The organism is Clostridium sp. C2-6-12 (assembly GCF_009928485.1).
Lineage (GTDB): Bacteria > Bacillota > Clostridia > Clostridiales > Clostridiaceae > Clostridium.
This window is the reverse complement of record NZ_JAABNP010000001.1, coordinates 63,602-89,678: the sequence shown is the minus strand read 5'-3', so window position 1 is coordinate 89,678 and position 26,077 is coordinate 63,602. Positions and strand designations below refer to the sequence as shown.

20 protein-coding genes are annotated in these 26,077 nt (G+C 30.1%); all 20 read right to left on the bottom strand.

Annotated features, from left to right (window positions below; genetic code table 11):
• Nucleotides 1-202: 202 nt before the first annotated feature.
• The 20 genes from GXK56_RS00460 to GXK56_RS00365 all read right to left on the bottom strand — a co-directional run bounded on the left by GXK56_RS00460 (nucleotide 203) and on the right by GXK56_RS00365 (nucleotide 26,020).
• Nucleotides 203-1,204: a LacI family DNA-binding transcriptional regulator gene (locus tag GXK56_RS00460; protein ID WP_160683399.1), complete on the bottom strand. Its 1,002-nt coding sequence runs from the start codon at nucleotides 1,202-1,204 to the stop codon at nucleotides 203-205.
• A 409-nt stretch (nucleotides 1,205-1,613) separates the two neighbouring features.
• Complete coding sequence (malQ, locus tag GXK56_RS00455; protein WP_160683396.1) at nucleotides 1,614-3,173, bottom strand: 4-alpha-glucanotransferase; 1,560 nt, start codon at nucleotides 3,171-3,173, stop codon at nucleotides 1,614-1,616.
• Between the two features lie 299 nt (nucleotides 3,174-3,472).
• The gene (locus tag GXK56_RS00450) at nucleotides 3,473-4,372 is read right to left on the bottom strand and encodes a carbohydrate ABC transporter permease (RefSeq protein WP_160683393.1); all 900 of its coding nucleotides are present in this window, start codon (nucleotides 4,370-4,372) and stop codon (nucleotides 3,473-3,475) included.
• Nucleotides 4,372-5,238, bottom strand: a complete 867-nt coding sequence (locus GXK56_RS00445) for a sugar ABC transporter permease (protein ID WP_160683390.1) — start codon at nucleotides 5,236-5,238, stop codon at nucleotides 4,372-4,374. The genes GXK56_RS00450 and GXK56_RS00445 overlap by 1 nt, the downstream gene beginning before the upstream one ends.
• A gap of 125 nt (nucleotides 5,239-5,363) precedes the next feature.
• Nucleotides 5,364-6,680: an ABC transporter substrate-binding protein gene (locus GXK56_RS00440; protein WP_160683387.1), complete on the bottom strand. Its 1,317-nt coding sequence runs from the start codon at nucleotides 6,678-6,680 to the stop codon at nucleotides 5,364-5,366.
• Between the two features lie 377 nt (nucleotides 6,681-7,057).
• Nucleotides 7,058-7,315, bottom strand: a complete 258-nt coding sequence (locus GXK56_RS00435; protein WP_160683384.1) for a GIY-YIG nuclease family protein — start codon at nucleotides 7,313-7,315, stop codon at nucleotides 7,058-7,060.
• Nucleotides 7,316-7,463: 148 nt separating this feature from the next.
• Nucleotides 7,464-7,772, bottom strand: coding sequence for a hypothetical protein (locus GXK56_RS00430; RefSeq protein WP_160683381.1), 309 nt, complete (start codon nucleotides 7,770-7,772; stop codon nucleotides 7,464-7,466).
• 369 nt (nucleotides 7,773-8,141) lie between these two features.
• Nucleotides 8,142-9,146: a ketol-acid reductoisomerase gene (gene ilvC / locus GXK56_RS00425; protein ID WP_160683378.1), complete on the bottom strand. Its 1,005-nt coding sequence runs from the start codon at nucleotides 9,144-9,146 to the stop codon at nucleotides 8,142-8,144.
• A gap of 13 nt (nucleotides 9,147-9,159) precedes the next feature.
• The gene (gene ilvB, locus GXK56_RS00420) at nucleotides 9,160-10,836 is read right to left on the bottom strand and encodes a biosynthetic-type acetolactate synthase large subunit (RefSeq protein WP_160683375.1); all 1,677 of its coding nucleotides are present in this window, start codon (nucleotides 10,834-10,836) and stop codon (nucleotides 9,160-9,162) included.
• Between the two features lie 41 nt (nucleotides 10,837-10,877).
• Nucleotides 10,878-11,960, bottom strand: a complete 1,083-nt coding sequence (gene leuB, locus GXK56_RS00415) for a 3-isopropylmalate dehydrogenase (RefSeq protein ID WP_160683372.1) — start codon at nucleotides 11,958-11,960, stop codon at nucleotides 10,878-10,880.
• Between the two features lie 378 nt (nucleotides 11,961-12,338).
• Nucleotides 12,339-12,827: a 3-isopropylmalate dehydratase small subunit gene (gene leuD, locus GXK56_RS00410; protein ID WP_160683369.1), complete on the bottom strand. Its 489-nt coding sequence runs from the start codon at nucleotides 12,825-12,827 to the stop codon at nucleotides 12,339-12,341.
• Nucleotides 12,828-12,840: 13 nt separating this feature from the next.
• Nucleotides 12,841-14,100 carry a 3-isopropylmalate dehydratase large subunit gene (gene leuC, locus GXK56_RS00405; protein WP_160683366.1) on the bottom strand — a complete coding sequence of 420 codons (1,260 nt, stop codon included), beginning with the start codon at nucleotides 14,098-14,100 and terminating at the stop codon, nucleotides 12,841-12,843.
• Nucleotides 14,101-14,115: 15 nt separating this feature from the next.
• The gene (gene cimA / locus GXK56_RS00400) at nucleotides 14,116-15,711 is read right to left on the bottom strand and encodes a citramalate synthase (protein WP_160683363.1); all 1,596 of its coding nucleotides are present in this window, start codon (nucleotides 15,709-15,711) and stop codon (nucleotides 14,116-14,118) included.
• A gap of 63 nt (nucleotides 15,712-15,774) precedes the next feature.
• Entirely contained in the window at nucleotides 15,775-16,284 is a 510-nt protein-coding gene (gene ilvN / locus GXK56_RS00395) for an acetolactate synthase small subunit (protein WP_160683360.1), read from the bottom strand.
• A 548-nt stretch (nucleotides 16,285-16,832) separates the two neighbouring features.
• Nucleotides 16,833-17,252, bottom strand: coding sequence for a hypothetical protein (locus GXK56_RS00390; RefSeq protein WP_160683357.1), 420 nt, complete (start codon nucleotides 17,250-17,252; stop codon nucleotides 16,833-16,835).
• A gap of 190 nt (nucleotides 17,253-17,442) precedes the next feature.
• Nucleotides 17,443-17,847 (bottom strand): GNAT family N-acetyltransferase, encoded by a 405-nt coding sequence (locus GXK56_RS00385; RefSeq protein ID WP_160683354.1) that lies wholly within the window; start codon nucleotides 17,845-17,847, stop codon nucleotides 17,443-17,445.
• A gap of 208 nt (nucleotides 17,848-18,055) precedes the next feature.
• Complete coding sequence (locus GXK56_RS00380) at nucleotides 18,056-19,402, bottom strand: hemolysin family protein (RefSeq protein WP_160683351.1); 1,347 nt, start codon at nucleotides 19,400-19,402, stop codon at nucleotides 18,056-18,058.
• Nucleotides 19,403-19,628: 226 nt separating this feature from the next.
• Complete coding sequence (locus GXK56_RS00375) at nucleotides 19,629-21,149, bottom strand: response regulator (RefSeq protein ID WP_160683347.1); 1,521 nt, start codon at nucleotides 21,147-21,149, stop codon at nucleotides 19,629-19,631.
• Entirely contained in the window at nucleotides 21,150-22,949 is a 1,800-nt protein-coding gene (locus GXK56_RS00370; RefSeq protein WP_160683344.1) for a sensor histidine kinase, read from the bottom strand.
• Between the two features lie 266 nt (nucleotides 22,950-23,215).
• Nucleotides 23,216-26,020: a sugar-binding domain-containing protein gene (locus tag GXK56_RS00365; protein ID WP_160683341.1), complete on the bottom strand. Its 2,805-nt coding sequence runs from the start codon at nucleotides 26,018-26,020 to the stop codon at nucleotides 23,216-23,218.
• Nucleotides 26,021-26,077 lie beyond the last annotated feature (57 nt).

Sequence of the window (26,077 nt, the reverse complement as noted above, 5' to 3'; positions counted from 1 at the left end):
TCTATTTTATAAACTTATAATCTTTACCCTTAATTTTGCCCATTTAAAACGTTATCATATTTAAATATACTGGATGCTTATCATTAAATAGTTTTAACAATGAAAACTTTGTTGCCATATTTAGATGCAAGTACTTTGCTAAAGTTCCTGTTTTAGCCGCAATCGCTTGCATCTATGGCAAAAAAATGCTCTATATCATCAATTATTTAAGAGATTCCCTCTTAATAAGCTTAGAATCAATAATATAATGATTTATACCTACTTCACTATTTTCCAAATGATCAATTAAAATCTTTGCTGCATAATATCCAAGTTCTGCTGCATTAATATCTACAGAAGATAATGCTGGAGTTTGAAATTCATCTAATGGATTATTATTAAAGCCTACTATCTCTACATTTTTTAAATTTCTTTCCTTAAGAACTTTAAGTGCTCCAAATGCTAGTACGTCATCTTCTACTATAATAGCTGTTGGAGTAATATTTTCTAGTAATTTAACAGTTCCCTTAATACCTTCTTTTTCATTAAATCCATCCATCATTACTACATTTTTATCTTGTATTGAAATCCCATTAATTTCACATGCAACTTTAAAACCTTTAAATCTATCTTTTGTCACATTCCATTCCCTTTGTGCTCCCAAAAAAGCAATAGATTTATGGCCTTTTTTTATAAGGTCACTAACTAAATTATATGTTGCTTGAAAGTTATCATTATCAACCCATAATAAACCTTCTGACTCCTCAGGTCTTCCTATTACAACAAATGGAAACGCTGTTTCTTTAAGATACTTAATACTTTCATCATCTGTTCTAGCACGTAATAAACAGATTCCATCAACTAAATTACTAGTGATAAAATCATTTATATATTTTAATTCTGTTTTTTCATCTTCACTAAACGCATAAGTAATATAGTAATTTTTACTTTGAGCATATCTACTCATGCCCTTCATAGCTTGAATAAAAAATGTACTTGATATTAAGTCCTGTGCTTCATTTGGAAGAACTACACCTAGAATTCTAGTCTTGTTATTAGCCAGACTTCTAGCTATTGCATTTGGTTTATACTTTAGTTTTTTTATTGCTTCCCTAACTCTTTGTTTAGTCTCTTCACTAATTTGTGAGCTGTCAGATATTACTCTGGATACAGTTGATGGGGAAACGTTTGCTTCTTTTGCCACTTCTTTAATTGTAACCTTCATAACTTGCTCCTATTCTATACTAATAATCATAATCTTATCATATTTGAAACCTCGATACAAATACTATTAAACAGATTCTTTCAAAATATGATATATTAATTCATTGTTCAAGTTTTTTCATAATGATATGGTCTGTAATTAATGATTGAAGCGGATATTCTTTCATAATATCTAAATAAGTTCTTATTGCAGAAAAATTCCGTATTGTGGCATAGCTGCTCTTTTTATAGGTGAGAAGATCCGTATTGCAGCATAGCTGCTCTTTTTATAGGTGCATATATATATATAAATAATCCTTACAATATCTAAATATGATATTGTAAAGATTATTTTGTATAAAAGTATATTTACTTCAGCAATTTATATCTGCAGCCCATATATTTCTTTATCATAATAAACTTATGCTATTTTACTTTTGATTCTCTTCAATTATCTCTTCTTTTTCTTCTTTTTCTTCTTTTACCTCTTCACATCTTCCATAAACTTCAGTTATTTTGTGAATCTTTTCTGCTAATTCTTCTGTACATGCATTTTTTTGCACTCTCCATCTCCAATTTATTCCAAGAGTCGAAGGCATATTAATTCTCGCCTTATTGCCTAAGTCAAGAAAATCTTGAACTTGTGCTATTGCAACATCTGCAACGCTGCTCCATGCACCTCTAATAAATCCCCAGTTATAACCTTCTTCCTTAGTAAGCTTTAGATAATCTATTGCTTTCTTTACATGTTCTTTAGGTGCAGATGTTTCCATCCAGCCTCTAACGGTATCATTATCATGGGTTCCTGTATAAACAATAAAATTCTTTTCATAATTATGAGGTAAAAAAGGATTTAAATTATCTGAGTCAAATGCAAATGTTAATATCTTCATTCCAGGATATCCTGTATCATTTCTAAGTTTTATTGTTTCCTCTGTTAAAGTACCCAAATCCTCTGCAATTATATTTACATCTCCAAGTTCACGTCTAATTGCATTAAATACTTTTATTCCAGGGCCTTTTACCCATTCTCCATTTTCAGCTGTTTCATCACCATAAGGAATTGCCCAATATGATTCAAACCCTTTAAAATGATCTATTCTAAGTACATCATATAAATTTAAACTTTGTTTTATTCGATCAACCCACCAGCTATAATCTGTCTTCTCCATATAGTTCCAATCATAAATTGGATTTCCCCATAGCTGCCCTGTTGCAGCAAATATATCCGGAGGACATCCTGCAACTTTTAATGGCTTCAAGGTTTTTTTATGTAGCAGGAAGGCTTCTGGATTTGCCCAAACATCTGCACTATCTTCTGATACATATATAGGCATGTCCCCTATTATTTCGATTCCCAAATCATTTACATATGATTTAAGTGCTGTCCATTGTTTATAAAATTCATATTGTAAGAATTCCCAATATCTTATTTCATCACTTAATAACTTTTTATATTTACTAACTGCTTCTACTTCTCTTAGTCTTATATCTTCATCCCAATTCTGCCAGCTCTTTAATTTAAAATGAACTTTAACAGCCATATATAAAGCGTAATCTTCAAGCCAATATGCTTCTCTTTCTTGGAATTCCTTCATATAATCAGCTTCTTTTGCATCTTTGGCTTTATTTAATTTAAAGTTTTCATATGCTTTTCTTAACACTTTAAATTTTTCTTTAAAAATCACTCCATACTCTATATCTTCTGGATCTTTCCCAAAATTAACAGAAGCATAATCTTCTTTTTCTAACAATCCATCTTCCCTTAAAATATCAAAATCTATAAAGTACGGATTACCCGCAAAGGCTGAAAAAGATTGATATGGCGAATCCCCAAAGCTAGTTGGCCCCAGCGGAAGAATCTGCCAATATTTTTGATGCGCCTTCTTTAAAAAATCACTAAATTCATAAGCTTCTTTACCAAATGTCCCAATTCCATATTTCCCAGGTAGAGAAGCAATGTGCATTATAATACCACTACTTCTTTTCATATTATCCTCCTAATTTGCATTCAATTTATATTTTTATTAATATTCTTAATTTTATTTACCACTTCCAAGCAACCGCTTGCACAAAAGTGCATAAATACTACAACAATTTCACAAAAAACATTATTAGAAAACTAAGAGACTATATTAAACTTAAATTAATATTACTTCAATCAATCTAGTTTCTTAATTAAAATCTAAATTACAACTTTCAATTCACTATCGTTACTATTAAATCTTCATTAAAAATCCTTACTATTGAATAAAACTTTAGATATTTAAAATAGTCTCCAAGCTTTTTCTTATTTTATAGATCCTTGAACAATACCTGCAATGATATGCTTTTGCACAAAGAAATAGAATATAATAATTGGAATTATAGCCATAACCAATGCTGCCATAGCAAGTTCCCATTGCTTAGAAAATGCTCCAAAGAAATTATTCATAGCTAATGGTATGGTTCTTAAACTTTTATCTAATGTTAAGAAAGGTAATAAAAAGTCATTCCATATCCATATACTATTTAATACAGCTACTGTAACAGTAGTTGGTTTTAACAATGGCAAAACTACCTTTGTATAAGTTTGCCATTTACTGCATCCATCAATAGTTGCAGCTTCTTCAACTTCTTGAGGTATACCTTTAATAAATCCATGATATAAGAATATGCTCATACTTACGCCAAATCCAATATACATAAATATTAAGCCATAATGTGTCCCTATCATCTTAAATGGTCCAAGTTGTATTTTCGCCATCCACTTTACAAGTGGTATCATTACTGCTTGAAATGGTACAATCATTCCTGCTGTAAATACATAAAATAATATTTTACTCTTCTTAGTTTGATCACGTACTAATAACCAAGCTGCCATTGAAGAAAATAAAAGTATTAATATTACACTTGCAACAGTTATTATCAGAGAATTAGTGAAAGAACTTACTAAGTCCATTTTACTAGCAGCATCTATATAATTTTTATAATTCCACACATCAGGTAATCCTGTGGTATTAGCAAAAATTTCTCTTCTTGTTTTAAATGAGTTTATAAACATCAAATAAAACGGTGCCATATATAATACTAATAGTAGCCACATAAAAACTTCTAGTATTCCCAGTTTACCAGTATAACTATCTAATGTTGTTAATTTTTTACCCGATTTACTTTGTACTACATTACTAACATTTCTATCTGCTTCCATTATGCTTCTACCTCCTTCTTCTTATTAAAGTAAACTTGAACTAAAGAAATAGCAGTTACAAGTATAAAGAATATGATTGCTTTAGCTTGTCCTGTACCCATATTATTTACTACAAATGCTTCCTTATAGATATTTAAAGCTAACATTTCTGTTGTTTTTGCCGGTGTTAATGAGAAGTTTAAATCGAATAATTTAAATGAGTTTGCTAATGTTAAGAACATGCAAATTGTCATTCCTTGTCTTACCATAGGTATTGTTATATGCTTAAATGTATGCCATCCATTAGCTCCATCAATATGCGCTGCTTCTATTAAGTCAGCTGGAACAGTTTGAAGTGCAGCTACATATATAACCATTATATAACCTGCATATTGCCATGTTGAAACAACTAGCATTGCAAACATTGCTGTAGTTGGTTCTTGCAATAGTGATGTTGCAAGTGCTTTACTGCCTAAATTTTGTCCTATTCCTATGAATACGGAATTAAACATAAATTGCCATATAAATCCTAGGATTAATCCTCCAATTAAATTTGGCATAAAGAAACCTGTTCTTAAAAAATTACTAGTTTTTAACTTTCTTGTAACAGCATATGCCAACCCAAATCCCACCAAATTAATAGTTATTACACTGGCAAATGTATATAAAATAGTTATTTTTAAAGAATACATAAATTGGTCATCACTAAAAAGACTTACATAATTCCTTATTCCTACAAAATCATATTGTGGATTAGCACCATTGTAATTTGTGAATGTATAATATATACCAATTATAAATGGTATAAATACAACCATTACTATAGCAAATAAAGCTGGTCCAACAAAAACCCAAAAATCTCTACTAGCTCTTGATTTTTTACTCATAAAATAACTCCTTTCTTAGTAATACATATTATTGCATTTATTATTTCAATTGTTTTTATGAACTAATCCTATGTATAAAATATTCATGAGGAAGTTTTATTTTCCTCATGAATTTTTTTTAATTTCTACTTTTCTCTTTTTGCATCTTGAATTCCTTGTAACATATCTTTCTTAGCTTGTGCACCCATATCTGTTGTTAGGAATTTAGAGAATAAAGGTCCTATATTGTTCATAGAGAATCCATCTGGGAAATTAGTAAATGCCCATGGAAGAGTCTTTCCTGCTTTGTTGTATTCACCTATTGATTGATTTAATTTATTATCACTTTGAACGTCAAAGTTTGTGAATGCAGGAATCATATTCATATCTTTAACTAGAGCTTCTTGACCAGTTTTACTACTAACCATCCAGTCTAAGAATTCTTTAGCTTCTTTATTTACTTTAGAATCTTTATTAACTACCCAGTACATTGGAACTCCTACTGGAATAGATGTATTTGCTTTGTCATTAGCATCGTTGTTAATACACATTGGAATGAATCCCATATTAAAGTCAGCCTTTAAATTATTTAAATCTCCAGCAACCCAGTTACCTTGTTGCATAAATGCTGTTTTACCAAGTGCAAAGTTACCTACTTGAGTACTATAATCAATAGTATCTAATGCTTTTCCTCCGCCATATTTACACATTAATTCAACTAAGTTCATCCAATCATTAAACTTATTATTGTTTACTACATCTGCTTTTTTAGCAATATAGTCTTTTGCAAATTGTGATGGATTTTCTTGTGCAGCAAATGGTATATTAAATGAATGGTTACCAGTTACCCAAGTTTCCTTTGTTGTATAAGACATAACATTATCAATTCCAAGTTCTGATTTTTTGCTATCTAATGTTTCAAAAGCAGCTTTTAACTTATCAAATGTATTTATAGATTTAGGATCAATTCCTGCCTTATCTAAGATTGCTTTATTATACATCAAGCCATATCCTTCTGTTGCTGCTGGCATACCGTATACTTTTCCATCAAAAGTTACTGTATCAAGTGTACCTTTAACAGCCTTATCTTTCCAACCTTGACTACTTAAATCATCAATTTTATGTTTCCAAATTTCATAGTCACCAGCGCCTTGAATCATGAATATATCTGGTTCAGACTCAGCACCTTTAGCAAATTCAGCTTTTAAAGACGCACCATAGTCAGCGCCACCACCAACTGATTGAATATCAACTTTAACACCCTTTTCTTGTTCATATTTCTTAGCAAGTTGTTGCAATGCATCGTTAATTTCAACTTTTAATTGAAATACCTTTACAGTCTTTCCACCAGACTTACTTGCACTATCATTACTTCCAGTACTTGAACTTGATCCACATCCTCCCATTAATCCGGTTACTAATGCAGATACTAAAATTGTTGATAATAGTTTTTTTGTTTTCATAATGTATACCCCTCCATTAAATTCATTTAAAATCTATTGATTTTTAAATGCTATATTATAACATATGCTTAAAATCAAGTTTAAGCACATAATGTTATACTTGTTATTTTTATTCCGTCATTTCTTGCAAGCGCTTGCGAAACTTTTAAAAAAATTTAGTCCTTTTAGCTTTTATATACTACTTAGACCTTTATGATAACCTTTTCTTTTCATGTTTTTAGTATATCAACTTACTAATTTTTTCTCAAGTAATATTTTCCTTCATTTTCAGGCAAATTTAATAGTTTTTCTTACATTTATTTTGATTTACTTTAATATCTGCGCTTTTACTAAACCGATTGCATAAAATATTCACATTCTATCGTCCTCTATAAAAATTATTGCATATTATCACATACTGTGTTTATTAACAATATTTTTTCATATCTCGTTAACCTTTTTATTTGATACTCTCTTTTCATTGCAGCTTCTTTTGTATCAAAGGTTTCATGATATACAAGCTTAACAGGTCCCCTTCCTCTAGTATATTTAGCACCTGTGCCCTTTGAGTGCATATCAAGCCTTTTTTCTAAATTGTTTGTCCACCCAGTGTAAAATGTACCATCAGAACATTCTACAATATATACATAATTCATATTATTCCTCACTTTAGTTAAAATCAACTTTTTCTTCCCATTGTTATTCTATTAGAATTCAATAGAAAATTTTCTTCCTCAATTGCTTGCTAGGCATAACCCTTTAGTGCTTAACAAGCAATTAAGGAGAAACTTCACTAATCCATAACTATTCTTTTCTTGTTACTTCTACTTTTCCATCTAAAAATACAATACCATTTGGCGGTCTATACGTTACTAAGAGTTTATCACCTTCATTAGGTGCTATTACAAACCTTGCAGCTCCTGCCTTAGTAAATAAATACGGAATATGTACATTCACTTCATACTTTCCTGGTTCAATTTCAATATCTACTTCTTTATTAGGCTTAACTGATAGCTCATAGGATTTGTTTTCATTCTTTATGCTCAGCTTTATTCTGCGAAAACGAAATTCTAATTTACTTAATTTAAAATCCACATATAGTTTTGCACTCATTTTCCCACCTTGTCCTTCACTTTTATAATTATATATTTATTATCTAGAGCAATCTACAAAAAATGAATTAGACTGCATCTTTCTCCTTATCTATTATAATCACTAATAGAAAATTTTACAAAATTATATTTTTTGATTATATATTTCTATATTAAAACTTTTAATACTTATGCATCCGCTTTCGTTAGTTTAATATAACTTAAAATTTATCTTTCTATACTTTTCTTTGGGAACTTTTTAATCAAAATACTTCCAAACTACATTTTATCCAATTTAAATTCTTCAATAATCTTATGCTTGCTTTACATTAAAAGAGGGCCTACCGCATTACTTAGCGACAGACCCTCTTTTAATAGTATTTTATTAATACTAGTCTATTTTAGCTGTGTCAATCCAGCTCATCATTCCTCTTAATTCTTTACCAACTTTTTCGATTGGATGTTCTGCTTCCATTCTTCTAGTTGCATTGAAGTTTGGTCTTCCAACTTGGTTTTCCAATAACCAATTCTTTGCAAAAGTACCATCTTGAATTTCAGAAAGAACTTTCTTCATTTCTTTCTTAGTTTCATCAGTGATGATTCTCTTACCGATTTGATAATCTCCATATTCAGCAGTATCAGATACTGAGTATCTCATTAAGCTTAATCCACCTTGGTAGAATAAATCTACGATTAATTTCATTTCATGCATACATTCAAAGTAAGCATTTTCTGGAGCATATCCAGCTTCTACTAAAGTTTCAAAACCAGCTTTGATAAGTTCTGCACATCCACCACAAAGTACTGCTTGTTCTCCGAATAAGTCAGTTTCTGTTTCATCTTTGAATGTAGTTTCAAGAATACCAGCTCTTGCTCCACCAATTCCGTTAGCATATGCTAATGCATTTTGTTTTGCTTTTCCTGATGCATCTTGGTGTACAGCTATTAAACAAGGTACTCCAGCGCCTTCAGTATATGTTCTTCTTACTAAGTGACCAGGTCCCTTAGGTGCTACCATAAATACATCAACAAATGCAGGTGGCACGATTTGTGCAAAGTGTATGTTGAATCCGTGAGCAAATACTAATGAATTTCCTTCTTCTAAGTTTGGAGCAATTTCTTCATTGTAGATTTTACCTTGCTTTTCATCTGGTAATAAAATCATGATAAAATCTGCTGCTTTTGCTGCATCTGCAACTGTAGCAACTTTTAATCCAGCTGCTTCAGCTTTAGCCCAAGATTTACTTCCATTGTATAATCCAACTGTAACATCTATTCCACTTTCATGAAGGTTTAATGCATGTGCATGACCTTGGCTACCATAACCGATTATAGCAACTTTCTTTCCTTTTAATAAATTTAAATCTGTGTCCTTTTCATAATACATTTTCGCCATTTCTAATGACCTCCTAATTATTATTAATATCTTCTTCGCTTATTATTTGATTAATTGGTGCACCAGGTGCAACCATAGGAAAAACTTTTTTATCACTATTTATTACATAATCTATAAGAACTGGGCCTTCTTTTGAAGCCAGTGCCTTTCTTAATACATCATCTATTTCTTCTTCTCTAGTTATTCTAAACGCCTTAGCACCAAAAGCTTCTGCAAGCTTTACATAATCTGTTGGTCTATCTAAAGTAGTTTGAGAATATCTTTCTTCATAGAATAGATTTTGCCATTGTCTAACCATACCTAAACAGTTGTTATTCATAACAACTTGTATTAGTGGAAGTTTATTTTTCACTGCAGTAACTAACTCATTGCAGTTCATTCCAAAACTTCCATCTCCAGCAATGTTAAACACTCTCTTATTTGGCATACCAATTTGTGCACCTATTGCTGCTCCAAGTCCATATCCCATTGTTCCAAGACCACCTGATGTTATGAAAGTTCTTGGATCTTTGAATTTAAAATATTGAGCAGTCCACATTTGATGCTGACCAACTTCTGTTGATATTATAAAACTTCCATCATTTAATTGATTTAATTTATCAAAAAATAATTCTGGAGTTATTTCACAATTTAATGGTACCTTTTTTAATTCTTTTAGATTGTTAATTGCTTCTAACCATTCTTCATTTTTCTTTTCTTCAATTAATGGTATTATTTTTTCTAAAGCTACTTTTAAATCTCCAACAATACATGTATCAACTTTTACATTTTTATTTATTTCTGCTGGATCAACATCGATTTGTAATACTTTTGCATTCTTAATGTGATTTTGATGACTTATAACCCGGTCACTAAATCTAGCTCCCAGTGTTATTAACAAATCACATTTAGTTGCAGCTATATTTGATGCTTTTGTTCCATGCATTCCTATCATACCAGTGTATAATTCATGGTCATTTGGGAATTCTGCCATGCACATAAGAGATGTTGATACTGGTGCATTTATCTTTTCTGCAAAACTTATCAATTCTTCTGTTGCTCTAGATATTCCTACACCGCCACCTGCATATATAAATGGCTTCTTGCTTTGATTTATTAGCTCTATTGCTTCTTTCAGAGCTTTATCTGTAATATGTTCTGATTTCCTAACAACCTCTTTAGGTATTAATTTCGTATACTGAGTTTTATCAGCAGTAACATCTTTAGGAATATCTATTAATACAGGACCAGGCCTGCCTTCTTGTGCTATATAAAAAGCTTCTCTGATTATGTTTTGAAGATCCTTAACATCTCTTACAATATAGTTATGTTTTGTTATAGGCATTGTAATTCCTGTTATGTCAACTTCCTGGAAACTATCTTTTCCAAGGAGTGGTTTAGCTACGTTTCCCGTAATAGCAACCATAGGAATTGAATCCATATATGCAGTCGCAATACCTGTTACTAGATTAGTTGCCCCTGGTCCTGAAGTAGCAAGACAAACGCCAACTTTTCCAGTTGCTCTTGCATATCCATCTGCTGCATGAGATGCTCCTTGTTCATGACAAGTTAAAACATGATGAAGTTGATCCTTATATTTATATAATTCATCATATATATTTAAGACAGCTCCTCCTGGATATCCAAATATAGTCTCTACGCCTTCATCAAGCAACGACTTTATTAAGATTTCAGCCCCTGTTAATAACATTTTATTCACTCCTTTGCTTATAAAATGGTTTTTTCAATAGATTATTTTGCTGCTTGTAGTTTTCCGCAAACTAAATCTCCCATTTCAACTGTTCCAACCTTTTTCTTACCTTCTGTCATTATATCTCCAGTTCTATATCCATCTTCAAGAACTGCTAATACTGCATTTTCTATTGCTCTAGCTTCTTCTTCTAATGAGAAACTGTATCTAAGCATCATTGCTGCTGAAAGGATAGTTGCTAATGGATTAGCAATTCCTTGTCCTGCTATATCAGGAGCACTTCCATGGATTGGTTCATACATTCCAAGTGTTCCTTCCCCAAGTGATGCAGATGGCAGCATTCCAATTGATCCTGTAACCATACTAGCTTCATCTGATAATATATCTCCAAATATGTTTGAAGTTACGATAACATCAAATTGATTTGGATCTTTAACTAATTGCATTGCAGTATTATCAACATATAAGTGGTTAACTTCTACTTCTGGATAATCCTTAGCCATTTCATTAACTACACTTCTCCAAAGTCTTGAGCTTTCTAATATGTTAGCTTTATCGACACTTGTAAGTTTTTTATTTCTCTTCATTGCTGTTTCAAATCCGATTTTAGCAATTCTAGTTATTTCATTTACATTATATCTTTCAGTATCATAAGCACTCTTTACACCATCAACTTCTTCTAAGCCTCTTTCACCAAAATAGATACCACCTGTTAATTCTCTAACTATGCAGATATCTATTCCATTTTTAACTATACTGTCTTTAAGCGGTGATTCATTTTTTAATGGTGCATATAGTACTGCAGGTCTTAAATTACAATAAAGATTTAAAGCACCTCTTAGTCCTAATAATGCTTGTTCTGGTCTTATTTTAGCAGTAGGATCATCCCACTTAGGACCTCCAACAGCACCAAGTAAAACAGCATCGCTCTTTTTACAAGCTTCTAAAGTTGCTTCTGGAAGTGGTGTTCCTTCTTTATCTATAGCACAACCACCTGCTAATACATATTCATATTCAAATCTATGTCCAAACTTATCCCCAATAACTTTTAAAACTTTTACGGTTTCCTCTATAACTTCTGGACCTATTCCGTCTCCTGGTATTACAGCTACATTACATTTCATTATAAAAATCCCCCTCTTTAAATCAGTTAACAGTTAACAGTTAACAGTTAGCAGTTGATTATACCGTTATCTATTAACTTTAGCTGTTGACCATTTTTATACTTGAATTGTTTTATTCATTTTAATGTTTTTTAATATCATTAATTTTACGAGTTATAATGCTATATTAATATTATTTTACACTTATTACTTATTTTGCTTTTGTTTATATTACCTAATTGTAGAAATGTAATAATTTAATCGTTAGAAATGAACCTAATTAAGATTAAATTATCTTATTCACATTAAATTTATTTTAAATAAATTTCTCTTACCTAATATTATCTCCTTATAGGTTGATTATATCAAGAAAATTCACACAATTCTGTCATTATTTTATTATTGCTTACTTCCTATATATCCAATTAATCCATCACTATCTATGATTTTTTGCATGAATTCTGGGAATGGTTCACCTTGATATTGTTGATTTTTAGTTAAGTTTTTAATAACTCCTGTTGAGAAATCAACTTCTAATTCATCACCAGCATCAATAGCCTTTACAGCTTCATCACATTCTAAAATCGGTAATCCAATATTGATTGAATTTCTGTAGAAGATTCTTGCAAAAGTTGAAGCTATAACACAGCTGATTCCTGCTGTTTTAATTGCAAGTGGTGCATGTTCTCTTGAAGAACCACATCCAAAGTTTTTGTTTGCTACGATTATATCCCCATCTCTTACGTTCTTTACAAAATCTAAGTCTATATCCTCCATACAGTGTGCAGCAAGTTCTTTTGCATCTGATGTATTTAAATATCTTGCTGGGATTATTACGTCTGTATCTACATTGTCTCCATATTTGAATACTTTACCTTTTACGCTCATTACTTAATACCTCCTAGATTAATTCTGGGTCAGTGATTTTTCCAGTTAAAGCAGATGCTGCTGCTACAGCTGGGCTTGCAAGATATACTTCTGATTCAACGTGCCCCATTCTTCCCACAAAATTTCTATTTGTTGTTGATACACATCTTTCACCTTTTGCTAAAATTCCCATATGTCCACCTAAACATGGTCCGCAAGTTGGTGTTGAGAATGCTGCTCCAGCTTCAACTAGATCTGTAACTATTCCTTCTTTTATTGCTTGTAAATAGATCTTTTGAGTTCCAGGAATAACTATACATCTGATACCCTTTTTAACTTTCTTACCTTTTAAGATATCTCTAGCTATTCTTAAATCTGAAATTCTACCATTAGTACATGATCCAATTACAACTTGGTCAACAGCTACATCACCAGTATTGTCAATTGTTCTTGTGTTATCTGGTAGGTGAGGGAATGAAACTGTTGGCCTTAATGTGCTTAAGTCAATTTCAAACACTTCATCATATTCTGCATCTGCATCAGCTTCATAAACCTTGTATTCTCTAGATGCATGTTCTTTTAAGTATTCTACAGTTTTATCATCAACTGGGAAGATACCATTCTTTCCACCAGCTTCTATAGCCATATTAGCCATTGTAAATCTATCATCCATTGAAAGGTATTCTAATCCATCTCCTACAAATTCCATTGATTTGTATAATGCACCGTCAACACCAATCATTCCAATTATGTGTAATATAATATCTTTTCCACCTATCCATTTAGCAGGTTTGTTTTTAAGAACAAATTTTAACGCTGATGGTACCTTGAACCAGCACTTTCCTGTAGCCATACCAGCTGCCATATCAGTTGATCCGATACCAGTTGAGAAAGCACCAAGTGCTCCGTATGTACAAGTATGAGAGTCAGCTCCTATAACAACATCACCAGCAACTACAAGTCCTTTTTCAGGAAGTAAGCAGTGTTCAATTCCCATTTCTCCAACTTCAAAGAAATTTTCAATTTCCATCTTATTTGCAAATTCTCTAATATATTTAACTTGTTCAGCTGCCTTTATATCCTTATTAGGAGTAAAGTGATCTGGTACAATTGCAATTTGGCTTTTGCTAAATACCTTATCTGTTCCAAATTTCTTAAATTCATTTACAGCTACAGGAGTTGTAATATCATTTCCTAAAACTAAATCAAGATTTGCTTCGATTAATTGCCCAGCTTTTACAGATTCTAATCCAGCATGTGCTGCTAAGATTTTTTGTGTCATTGTCATTCCCATGTTTTAATCATCTCCTTAAAAATATGCTTTTACTTTTCTTTCAATATCTTTTATTAATTTATATTCTATTGAATCTACTAGTGCTATCCAGCTAGCTTGAATTACGTCACGAGACACCCCAACAGTACTCCAACTCTCAATTCCATCTGTTGATTCAATTAAAACTCTTACTTTGGCTTCTGTTGCACTTTCTGAATCTAAAACCCTAACTTTGTAATCTACAAGTCTTGCTTGCTTTAGTTCTGGATAAAAAACTTCAAGCGCTTTTCTAATAGCCTTATCTAATGCATTTACTGGACCTTCGCCTTCTGCTGCTGTCATTTCTGTCTGACCATCAACTGTAATATTTATTACTGCTGTAGAAGAAAAATCTTCTGAGCCATAAGGTTGTTCTCCAATAATTTTAAAGTGATTTAATTTAAAGAATGGTTTATATTTACCAATAGTCTTTCTTATAACTAATTCGACAGTACCTTCAGCTCCTTCAAACTGATAACCTTCATATTCTAATTCCTTTAACTTATCTGTAATCTTTTGAACTGAGCTGTCATCTTTAGATATATTGGGAAATATCTTTTTTATTTCCTGAAGTATAGTGCTCTTTCCACTAACCTCTGAAACCAAGAATCTTCTTTTATTTCCTACTACTTCTGGATCAATGTGTTCGTATGATCTTGGTGCTTTAGTTACTGCATCAATATGCATTCCACCTTTATGTGCAAAAGCTGAATTTCCTACAAAAGGACTTTGATCCATTAAGGTTATATTGCATATTTCAGCTATATATCTAGCTGATTTTGTTAAATTAACTAATTCAGCACCCTTTAACACTTCGTAACAAAGTTTTAGTTTTAATGCTGGTATTATTGCACTTAAGTTGGCATTTCCACATCTTTCTCCTATACCAATAAAAGTTCCCTGTACCTGCTTTGCCCCTGCTTGAATAGCCATAATTGAATTTGCTACTGCCATTCCCATATCATCATGACTATGAATTCCGATCTCTATGCTTATTTCTTTTCTTACTGCTTTTGTTATATCATATATTTCTTGTGGTAAAGTGCCTCCATTAGTATCACATAGTACTACTACTTTTGCGCCTGCTTGTTCAGCTGCTTTTAAAGCTGCCATTGCATAGTCTTTGTTTTCTTTATATCCATCATAAAAATGCTCTGCATCAAAAAATACTTCTTTCCCATTTTCATATAAATATTTGATGGTATCTTTTATCATTTGAATATTTTCATCTAACGAGGTTTTTATAATTTCTGTAACTTGAAAACTCCATGACTTTCCAAATACAACAACTGTATCTGCTCCTGAAGATAATAAATCCTTTAAGTTTTTATCTTCTTCTGCTTTAACATTAGGCTTTCTAGTTGAGCCAAATGCAGCTATTTTAGAATTATTAAGGTTTACTTCCTTAAGTCTCTTAAAAAATTCCATATCCTTTGGATTTGATCCAGGATTTCCAGCTTCGATGTAATCAACATGCATTTCATCTAAAGCTTTTACTATCTTAATCTTATCTTCTAAGGAAAATGAAATTCCTTGCCCTTGAGCTCCATCTCTTAGTGTAGAATCAAATATTTTAACCTGATTCCCTTCCATATATGATTATCCCCCTTCCCCTATTTATTGCTTGCTGCCATTGCTTTATAGTTTTAAAATCTCTTAATAAGTTTCAACAGAATTCTTTATAGTTTTATCTCCCCTTTGGAGTGCTGTAACCCCAGTTCTAACTAATTCTTCTATTCCGTATTCTTCCATTAAGTTTATCAATGCTGATATCTTTTCTTCATCCCCAGTTAATTCTATTGTTAAGGTATCCGTAGATATGTCTATTATTTTACTTCTAAAGATTTTTACAGTTTCATTTATGGCTGCTCTGTTTTCAGCATTAGCCCTTACCTTAATCAGTGCCAGCTCTCTATAAACTGATTCATTAGCTTTAAAATCGATGACTCTTACTACATCTTCTAATTTATTTAATTGTTTTTTAACCTGCTCTAATACATTTTCATCTCCCATAAGCGTAATTGTCATTCTAGAAATCGAAGGATCTTCTGTCCTGCCAACAGTTAAACTGTCAATGTTATACCCTCTTCTTGAAAACAATCCACTCACTCGGCTCAAAACACCTGATGAATTCTTAACTAAAGCCGACAATACATGCTTTTCCATTGCCTCTCCCCCTTAAAAATGGTTAAAAAAATCCACCCTTAATGATATGAATCATAAGAAGTGGGATAATATTCCGCCTTATATAATATCACTAGGTTCTAACAAACCCTTGCATATAACGGATGCACACCGGATATCTTTTACTCAAGAAATTTCTTTCTCTTTCTGGATTCTGCTCAGGAGCGATAACTCAAAAGCTAAAGTATCGATTCTCACCAACCATCGACTCTCTGCAACTCATTTGCTAAATCATTTTCTCCATCTCAGCATTTAATAACCTAAGGACCTATTAAATTTTCTTGTTAAACTAGATTTTACTCTCTGTTTTTACCATTGTCAACAATTTAATATTTATTTTTCATTATGTTTTTTTTGCTAATTAAAATCCCATTTAAATTAACTATTTAATATTTAATAACGCAATATTTTATTTATTTGTTAACATTATTAAGTTTTAACTAACTATTTCTTTTCTATATTAAGTATTAATTGATAATTTAAAACATGCCATATTAATATCATTTTTTATAAATATTTACATTTCAATTCTAACCTCTTACTTTGTCTCCAAAATCATCCATGAGTTCTATCTCTTGAATATGTGCTAAAATTTCATCTAAACCATAATCGTAAATATTCAAATTTATTTTAGCCTCCGATAACTTAGATATTATTTCTTCCTTATCTTCTTCAAAAATCAATTCATTATCTAATATCTCAATAAAATCTTGTGTCTTATAAACTTCACATTTACCTTCTTCAACTCCTAATTGGGTAAACACATTTAGTCTTGGTTCATCTCCACCTATTTCTGTTGCATCATTATAACCATCTTCATGAAGAGTATGATCAAATCTTTTTTCGTAATAAAGATTGATATAAGCTTTTACCCCTTCTATATCATTAAATCCCTTACAGTTTCCACTTGGCATTATTAATAAATATTCATTGTAGATTTCTCTAGGCATATTATCCTCCGTTAATTAATAGTTTAAATACTTTATATATTCTTTATATTATGTACTTAAACTAAATAAATAATTATTTTCTTATTCTCTATAATTTATATTTATTCCCTTATTTATAATTTGTATTCATAAAACATAAATAATGATCAACGTTTTTTGTAACTCAAATATACAACCAGAAATACTCAGTTTATCTTACATCTTTTTCCATAAATTTTTCAACATTTCTTTCAAAACCATATTTCTGGTACAATCCGTGTGCATTCTTAGTAAGCAGAAGTCCACGCAAATTTTTTAACTCACTATCATTTGTAATAAAATCTATTATTGATTTTCCTAATCCTTTTCCCCTGTATTCCTTGTCAATAACGACATCACAAAGATAATAAGCTGTTGCATAATCTGTAATAACTCTTGCAAATCCAATTTGATTATTACAGTTATCAAATATCCCATAACATACTGAATTTTCAATTGCTTTAACAATAGTTTCTTCTTTACGCTCAGCAGCCCAATATGTTTGTTTCATTAATTCTTTTATATTCTCAATCTGTAATTTTGTTTTATCCTTACTTATATAATATCCATTTACCACTTTTCATCAGCCTCCAATGTTATATAAATTAATAATTTGTGTCTTTAAAATTATTTTAATTCCCTACCTAAGGACAGAGTCAATTATAATTTGTATAACCTTTGAAAAGTTGTAGACTTTTCTTCCACAACTCTTAACTCATAATTCTTAACTCTTAACTGAAATAAAGAAGGCATCTTACTTAATTAAAGTAAAACGCCTTCTTTTTCTATACACCGTTAATTACATTGCCATCATTATGTATTTTATTTATAAGAATTTTCTCTATTCTCTTATCTCCTAATTCTTCTATCTTAAAGGTTATATTGTTATATTCTAATGTCTTTTTATCCTCTTCTGTAGGAATTCTTCCCATTAAATTAATTAAAAAACCACTTATAGTGTCAATATCTTGATCTAGTTCAATCCCTAAATCTAAATCTTCATTTAACTCTTCGAGAGTTGTTAATCCATCTACTAAAAAAGTGCTATCATCTATTTTTTTTATTCGCTCTTCATTACTATCATCTTCGTCATTAATTTCTCCTACAATTTCTTCTAGAAGATCTTCTATAGTAATGATACCAGAAAATCCACCATATTCATCAATTATAATTGCAATATGTCTTTGTGATGCCTGAAGCAATTTAAATAAGTCTTGTACATTTTTACCTTCATGAACAAAATATGGTTCTCTCAGAATACTCTTAATATCAACATTATCAAAGCCTGTCTTCCTAGCTTCAATCATAAAATCTTTCATATATAAAATACCTATTACATTATCTATATCGTCCTCATATACTGGAACTCTTGAATATCTCATTTCTAATAATTCATCTAAATAAGAATCTAAAGGTTCTTTAATATTTATACAATATACTTCTATTCTAGGTGTCATAACTTTTTCAACTTTTTTGTTATCAAATTCAATTATTCCCTCAATCATTTCTTTTTCATGCTCATTTATAGCACCTTGTTCTTCACCAGTTTCTATAAATGATTTGAGTTCTTCCTTTGTAACTATTTCATCAAGATTTTCATTATCAAATCCTAAAATTTTCACTAATACAGATGTTGAAATTGATAATATTTTTATAAATGGTGCTGCTATTTTTGAAATAAATATTATTGGTCTAAGAGAAAACATCGCTATAATTTCAGATTTTCTTAAAGCAATTCTCTTTGGAACCAATTCACCAAATACTAATGTAAAATAAGATAATACAACCGTTACACCTACAAAAGCTAGTTGATCTCCATAAGGAATTCTTATACTGGTTAAAAATTTTCCTAATTCCATCGAAATTCCTGTTGCTGCGGATGCACTAGCAAAGAAACCTGCTAATGTTATTCCTACTTGAATTGTAGATAAAAACTTTGTTGGTTCATCCATTAACTTACAAAGGATTTTAGCTTTTTTATTTCCTTCATTTGCTAACATCTTCATTTTATTTCTGTTTACTGATACAATTGCCATTTCTGCTGATGCAAAGAATGCATTTATTAAGGTTAATGCAATTAAAAATAAAATTTGCATTACCATACTACTTGTCTGGGCCGATTCGCCTTCCATATTTTTTCTCCTCCATTAATTTGAATATTTAATTATATATTATCACAAAAAATTTTTTATGTCATATTTGATTTACTTTTACTAATTTTTTCATCTTATGTACTTAATATAAATTTTAGCAAATAAAAGAATAAACATTTGCAATCATTTGTTATAAATATTTATATATAAAAATATATACCTACAAAAATATGTTTCTAAAACAAAGTTTCATAGGTATATTTATCTACTCTTCTTCACCACACTGTTTTTTATAATTCAAGGGACTTATTCCTACATATTTTTTAAATTTACTATGAAAATAATCAATATTTTTATAGCCAACTCTTTCACATACTTGATATACCTTAAGTTTTTCTTCTACCAAAAGATATTTAGCTTTTTCTATTCTTATTTTATCCAAACATGTATTAAAACTCTCTCCCACACTACTCTTAAAAAGTTTACCTAAATACGCACTATTATAATTGAATATTTCAGCTAATGTTTCCAGCTTCAAATCCTTGTAGTAATTAGTATTCATGTAAGTAACTACTCTTTTTATTATATTTTCTGAAGATGCTCCCCCAATTTGATTAGAAACATTATTGAAATTATCTATAAGATAATCTATAACATTTTTCAGACTAACTTGACTATATATATTTTCTATAATTTCTTCATTTGTCTTAATGATGATTTCACTTAAATCATAATCACTATTTAACTTTTCCTTTAAATCTAAAAATATTTTTATACACATTACTTTTGTTTGTTCTTCTGAATAATTTCTTTGTATAACCAGCTTTTGAAGTTCTTTAAATTCTTTAAAAATATTTTCTGTATCATTTATTTCAACATAGCTATATATTTTTTCTATTATTGTATCAAAATTTAACTCTTTGCTTCTTTCAATTTTATCTAAATCTGCTTTGGAGATTATACCTCGTTCTAAGAATAAAAACCTATTTGTTAATAATTTTTTTGCTTCTTTATAGGATTCCTTTATTTTTCTTATATTACCAACTTCACAGCCCAAAGTTATAAATATGTTTGTAACTAGAATTTCATCTAACTTATTTTTTAATTCACTTGAAATCTTATCAATTCGCTTACTATTAAAATCTTTAAATAATATTAAAACACTCTCTCCTGTTTTAATGACATCTACATCTCCATAGTTTTTTAACTGATCACTAACCAATTCTTCTAATTTAATTTTCTTTCCGTGACTATCAACTTCTGATATTAGACCAACTCTAAAATTTTCATATTTACTATACTCTTCTTTGATTTTATTATATTCTCCTATATCTTCTTCATTTTCTTCTAAAATAAAGTTTTGCAGCTTAGTGTATTTTACTATTTTCTTTTCCTGCTGCCATTGCTTTTCATTTTGTATTTCAGTTTTTAGTTCTAATAATAAATCCATCAACTCGTCTTCATCTACAGGTTTTAAAATATATGATTTAACTCCATATTTAATTCCTGTTTTAGCATATTCAAAATTAGAATAGCCACTAACAATTATAAATTTACCTGTAAATCCTACTTCTCTTGCTTCCCTTATTACATCTGTACCTAATTTACCTGGAAGCTTTATATCTATCAATACAATATCCGGTGAAAGGGTCATTATCTTTTCAAATCCATCTTCTGCATCCTGTCCCTCTCCACATACTTGAAAACCATTTTCCTCCCATGGAACTATTTTTCTTAGTCCAAGTCTAACATTAGGTTCATCATCAATAATTAGAACACTTAACATCTATAATACCTCCATTTTATCTATAATAGGTAATAACAAAGTAACTGTTGTTCCCTTTCCATATTCACTTTCTATGCTTAACCCATATTGTATTCCATAGTGTATCTTTATTCTTTGGTTTACATTGATCATTCCAATGCTCTTACCATTGTTTTCTTGAAATAAGCGCAGTCTCTCATTTATTTTTTCTAGCTTATCAGCTTTAATTCCAACCCCATCGTCATTGATTTTTATTATTAAAAACTGTTCTTTTTCCAGTATATCTATTTTAATAGTTCCTTTTTCTTTTTTTTCTTCAAGACCATGAACAAAAGCATTTTCGACAACAGGCTGCAACAATAATGGCAATATTTTATATTCATCTTTTCTAACTGATTCCTCTATATTTAACTCATATTTAACCATTCCTTCAAATCTCATTGATTGAATTTGAAGATAATTATCTATTAATTCCAGCTCTGATTGAAGACTTACAGCTTTACCACTAACCTCGAGATTTCTTCTCATTATTTTTCCAAGCTTCTTTACTATATCTGCAATTTCCTTATCCCCATTACAAAAAGCTTTCATTCTAATAGTTTCAAGGGTATTATATAGAAAATGAGGGTTTATTTGATTAGCAAGCATCTTAAATTCAACTTCTTTTTGACTTGCTCTTAATTTTTCTTTTTGTATTTTTTCTATATAAACATCTTCAATTAATTGTTTTATACTTTTTATCATTATCTTTAAATCCTGATAAAGCTGCCCGATTTCATCAGTTCCCTCAATTTTTGATACTATATAAAAATCCCCATTTACTACCCTATGCATTTCCTTTCTTAAAATATCAACTCTTTCTGATATTGTCTTTGAGAAATACATAATAATAAATAATGCAAATATAATAGCAATGAGAATTGCAATGATACTATTCATTATAACTTTATTAGTTTGATCAGTTATTTTATTTATTGGTAATACAATAAGTACCTTAAAATTATTTCCTAAGGTTTTTTCCACTTTAAAAGAATTTAATATCATGTAACTTTCTTTATTGTTAAAGTTTGCTTTAAATACACTTATAGAATCGTTTTCTGTAGATTTTACTGTATTTTTCAAAACCTCTTCTTCATCTATTTCATAATCATTTTTAGATGAAACGGCCTGTCCATCAAGCAAAATCATATTATCAGCTGAATCTGTTTCAATTAAATTTTTCAATATATTAGGATTGATATTTATAACAAGTACGCCTGTCCTTCTGCCTCTGCTATCTTTAATACATCTGACTAAAGATAAGTATTCTAAATTGGTGAATTCATCTTTAGTATATCTCCAAGCTATCTTCCCACTATTATTAATAGCTTTTACATACCAATCCTCACTTCTTGTTTTATCTGAAACCTTTAAAATCTCTGAGTTAGAAATTATTGTAGGATTTTCAGTATAAACACTTATACTTGCAAACTCCTTGTAATACTTAAAATAATCATGAAGCACTGGATACTCCATATATGTATCAAACACTTCAGCTGTACTTTTATACTGCTTATTCAAAATTGAATTTAATTTTTCATCACCATAAATCAAATCCGATACCTTAGTCGTTAAATTAAGTACTTCTTCTAATCTGTGTTGTATTATCTTAGTATTATTTTCAGCTTCGTCTACTGCCCTATTTACAACTATAGTGGTCATTTGAGTTGTTAAATAAGTTCCAACTATTGAGACTGTTAGAACGGTAACGATTAGATACGTTAATATAAGCTTATTTTTTATTTTTAAATTATTAATTAAACTCTTCATTGTATATTTCATTATTAATCTATCCTCAATAAATACAATTTCAATTTTTATAACAAATTTACTATATTTAGTATACTATATTAATGCAATTTTTTCATGTTTTAATCAACCTTATATGTTTAAATCCTTTAAAGCAATTCACTTAAGCCTATAAGTAATAATAATAAAATATCCAAATGCAAAAGCTATAATGTATTTGACTATTTTTATTCTAAGTTAAACTTCATCTAGTCAGTCTAATATTAATTTTTCTCAGTTAAAAAAGTCGATTTTCTAAACTAACTTAAAATATTTTTAAGTTGCGAAATGTTAATTTCAAATTTAGGATTAAAGTCCTTAGATCTTATGTAGTTAAAAACGCTATATAAAAACTGTTTTCCTTCAATTTCATTAATAATTTTTTTTACATCACAAGTACAAACTAGCAGTTTACCATTTAAAACATTGCATTCGAACAGCAATCCCAGTTTATGGTTTCGTTCAAAATTATCTATTGTTTGAACTATAGGCCTGAAATCTTTTTGTGTATCATTTAAAATAATTGAACGTGAATTTGAAACTATATTCCACCATTGATAAGTTGAATATTCTTCACAAGGAAAATCCTTAAAAACAGGATGTGTATTATCAATAAGTAAGCCCATAGTACCAACTGGTATCTTTTTATTCATGCTTTCAGATATTGATCGAAACATTGGATAACACCAAAAATCTGCACAATAAAAACCTTCTATTGAGTTCTTAACGCTATCTAATTGTGGAAATAATATAACTTTCTCACCACTTTCCAATAGTTCTATTGCCTTCTCTGATAAATTATCAAATATGTTTAGCTCTGCTTTATCAATGGAAATATTCTTTGGATAAATCCACAAATCATATTTTTTTTCAATTTCCATACCTTCTATTTGAAGATGTAAAGTGAGTTTTTTCATACTTGTTACTTCTGGCATTTTTATATTTATATCACATATATCTATATAATTTTTATCACCACTATTAGCAACTAAGTTCTCTCCACTTTGATATAATATATTATCATCTTTTAATTGCCATTGTAGTGTAAAACTATTCAATGGAAGATTCCTGTAATAACAAAGTTCAATATTTGCATTAAAACTTTCTCCTGCCAAGTAATTATATTTTTCAAATCGTCCTAGCAAAACAGCATCTGAGCAAAAGCTTCTCCATTCTTCTGGTGATATCAATCCTTTTGATTCCATAAAAACATCTAAAACTCCTACTAGAGCAGTTCCTTGTCCACTAAAGTCCTGTAGGTCTAAAAGTTGAAATCCTGCTAACTTTTTTGATCTGAAAGCAGTTTCTAATTCTTCCTTATAGCAGTCAACCGCTAGTTTTCCAGAGCATTTAAAATATTTTTGAGCAAGATCTCCAAGCCCTTTTTCTTCAAGTTTTTCTTTAAAAATTTCAAAGTTTCTAGCCTTTAATGGTCCTGTGTATTTTTTTATTTCATTAAAATCAGGATACGTTTCATATTGACCAATTTCATGTGAAACTACAGGAATATTCGGAATAAGTTCCCTTCTATTATCAGTTGCTTTTACTGTTTTAGTTCCTGTTCCAAATTGAATTTCTATTGTGTCATCAGAATTACCTTTTACATTATTTTCTTTCTCCATAAATACTGGAGAAATATTTTCATCATAATCTTTCATGGTACTTGGCATATCAGTTTGAACATGCCCCAATGGAGCATCACACATAGCATAAGAACCTCTAAAAAGACGATCTCTTGAAAATCTTACACCTGAGAAGAAATCATCATTTTCTAAAATAACTGGTGTAAATTGAAAATTATTTGAGCCTTGTGTGTAGAGATGGCGATTATCATAATCTTTGTATTCCTTTAAAATGTAATCCAATCTGTCCTTGCTTCCCCAAAGTTCATTTCCAAGTGACATCATTACAAAGGAAGGATGATTCCCGAAATTTTTCAATATAGCAAATCCCTCTTTAATAAGGAACCTTTGCTCCTCTTCATTATGGTTTTCATCATTTTCATCAGTAATTGTTCCCCAAAATGGAAGCTCAGGCTGCATATAAATTCCAAGTATATCTGCAGCAACAAAGGCAGCTTCTGGAGGACAGCAAGTATGAAAACGATAGTGATTTATTCCATATGATTTTGAAATAGTTAATATCTTTAACCATTCTTCAACTGTTGTTGGTGCAAAACCAGTTAGGGGAAATATTAATCCATCATGCTTTCCTCTAAGAAAAGTTTTAGTTCCATTTATAGTGAATTTATCTCCCTCTCCTTTAAAATCACGAAGACCAAAATCAACCTCATGTTTATCAACTATCAAACCATCTATTACAAGCTTTAAATCAAGCTTATATAAATTACGTTCATATTCACCCCAAAGTAAAGCATTTTCACCCAATGAATATTTTATAGAAACCTCATTTGAAGTAAACTCAAATTCTTTTTCTTCTGCTTTATGCTCTTTTTCACTATTAAAGCTTACTGCTGAAACTGAAATAATTCCCTTTTCTGCTCCAATAACCTTTGATTTTATGGTAACTGATTTATCTTGAATATTAGGATATATCTGCACATCACTTAGATATACCTTGTTAAATATTTGTAACTCTATTTTCTCTGTAATACCATTCCAGTTTGTTTGAGTGTCTGGAGAAGTTAAGTGACCTCCTTTAGTTGGATAATTTGTATTGTCAACAAGTATGGTAATTAGATTTTCACCACTTACTAAATAACTTGTTATATCATAAACATGTGGAGTTGAAAGACTGTTTTGTGTTCCAACTTCAATTCCGTTTATCCAAATAGTTGTGACACGTGTTCTTTCTAAAAATAAAACACAATTCTTGTCTAAAATCTCCTCTGAAATATGAATAGTCTTTGAAAACCATGCATATCCTTCAAATTTATATTCTTCGGTTAAACAACCAAGTTCAGTATTATTATTTTTCTTTCCTTTTTTGTAATAAGAAGTTGTTCCAGGTAACATAATCGTATCATTAAATGGCACTTTTGCACCTAACTTTTCTTCATCTAGTTGAAAACTCCATATACCGCTTAAATCAATTTTTTTATACATTTTCTTACCTCTTCAAATCTAAATTATGTTAATTTAATATTTATTTAAATTTTTATC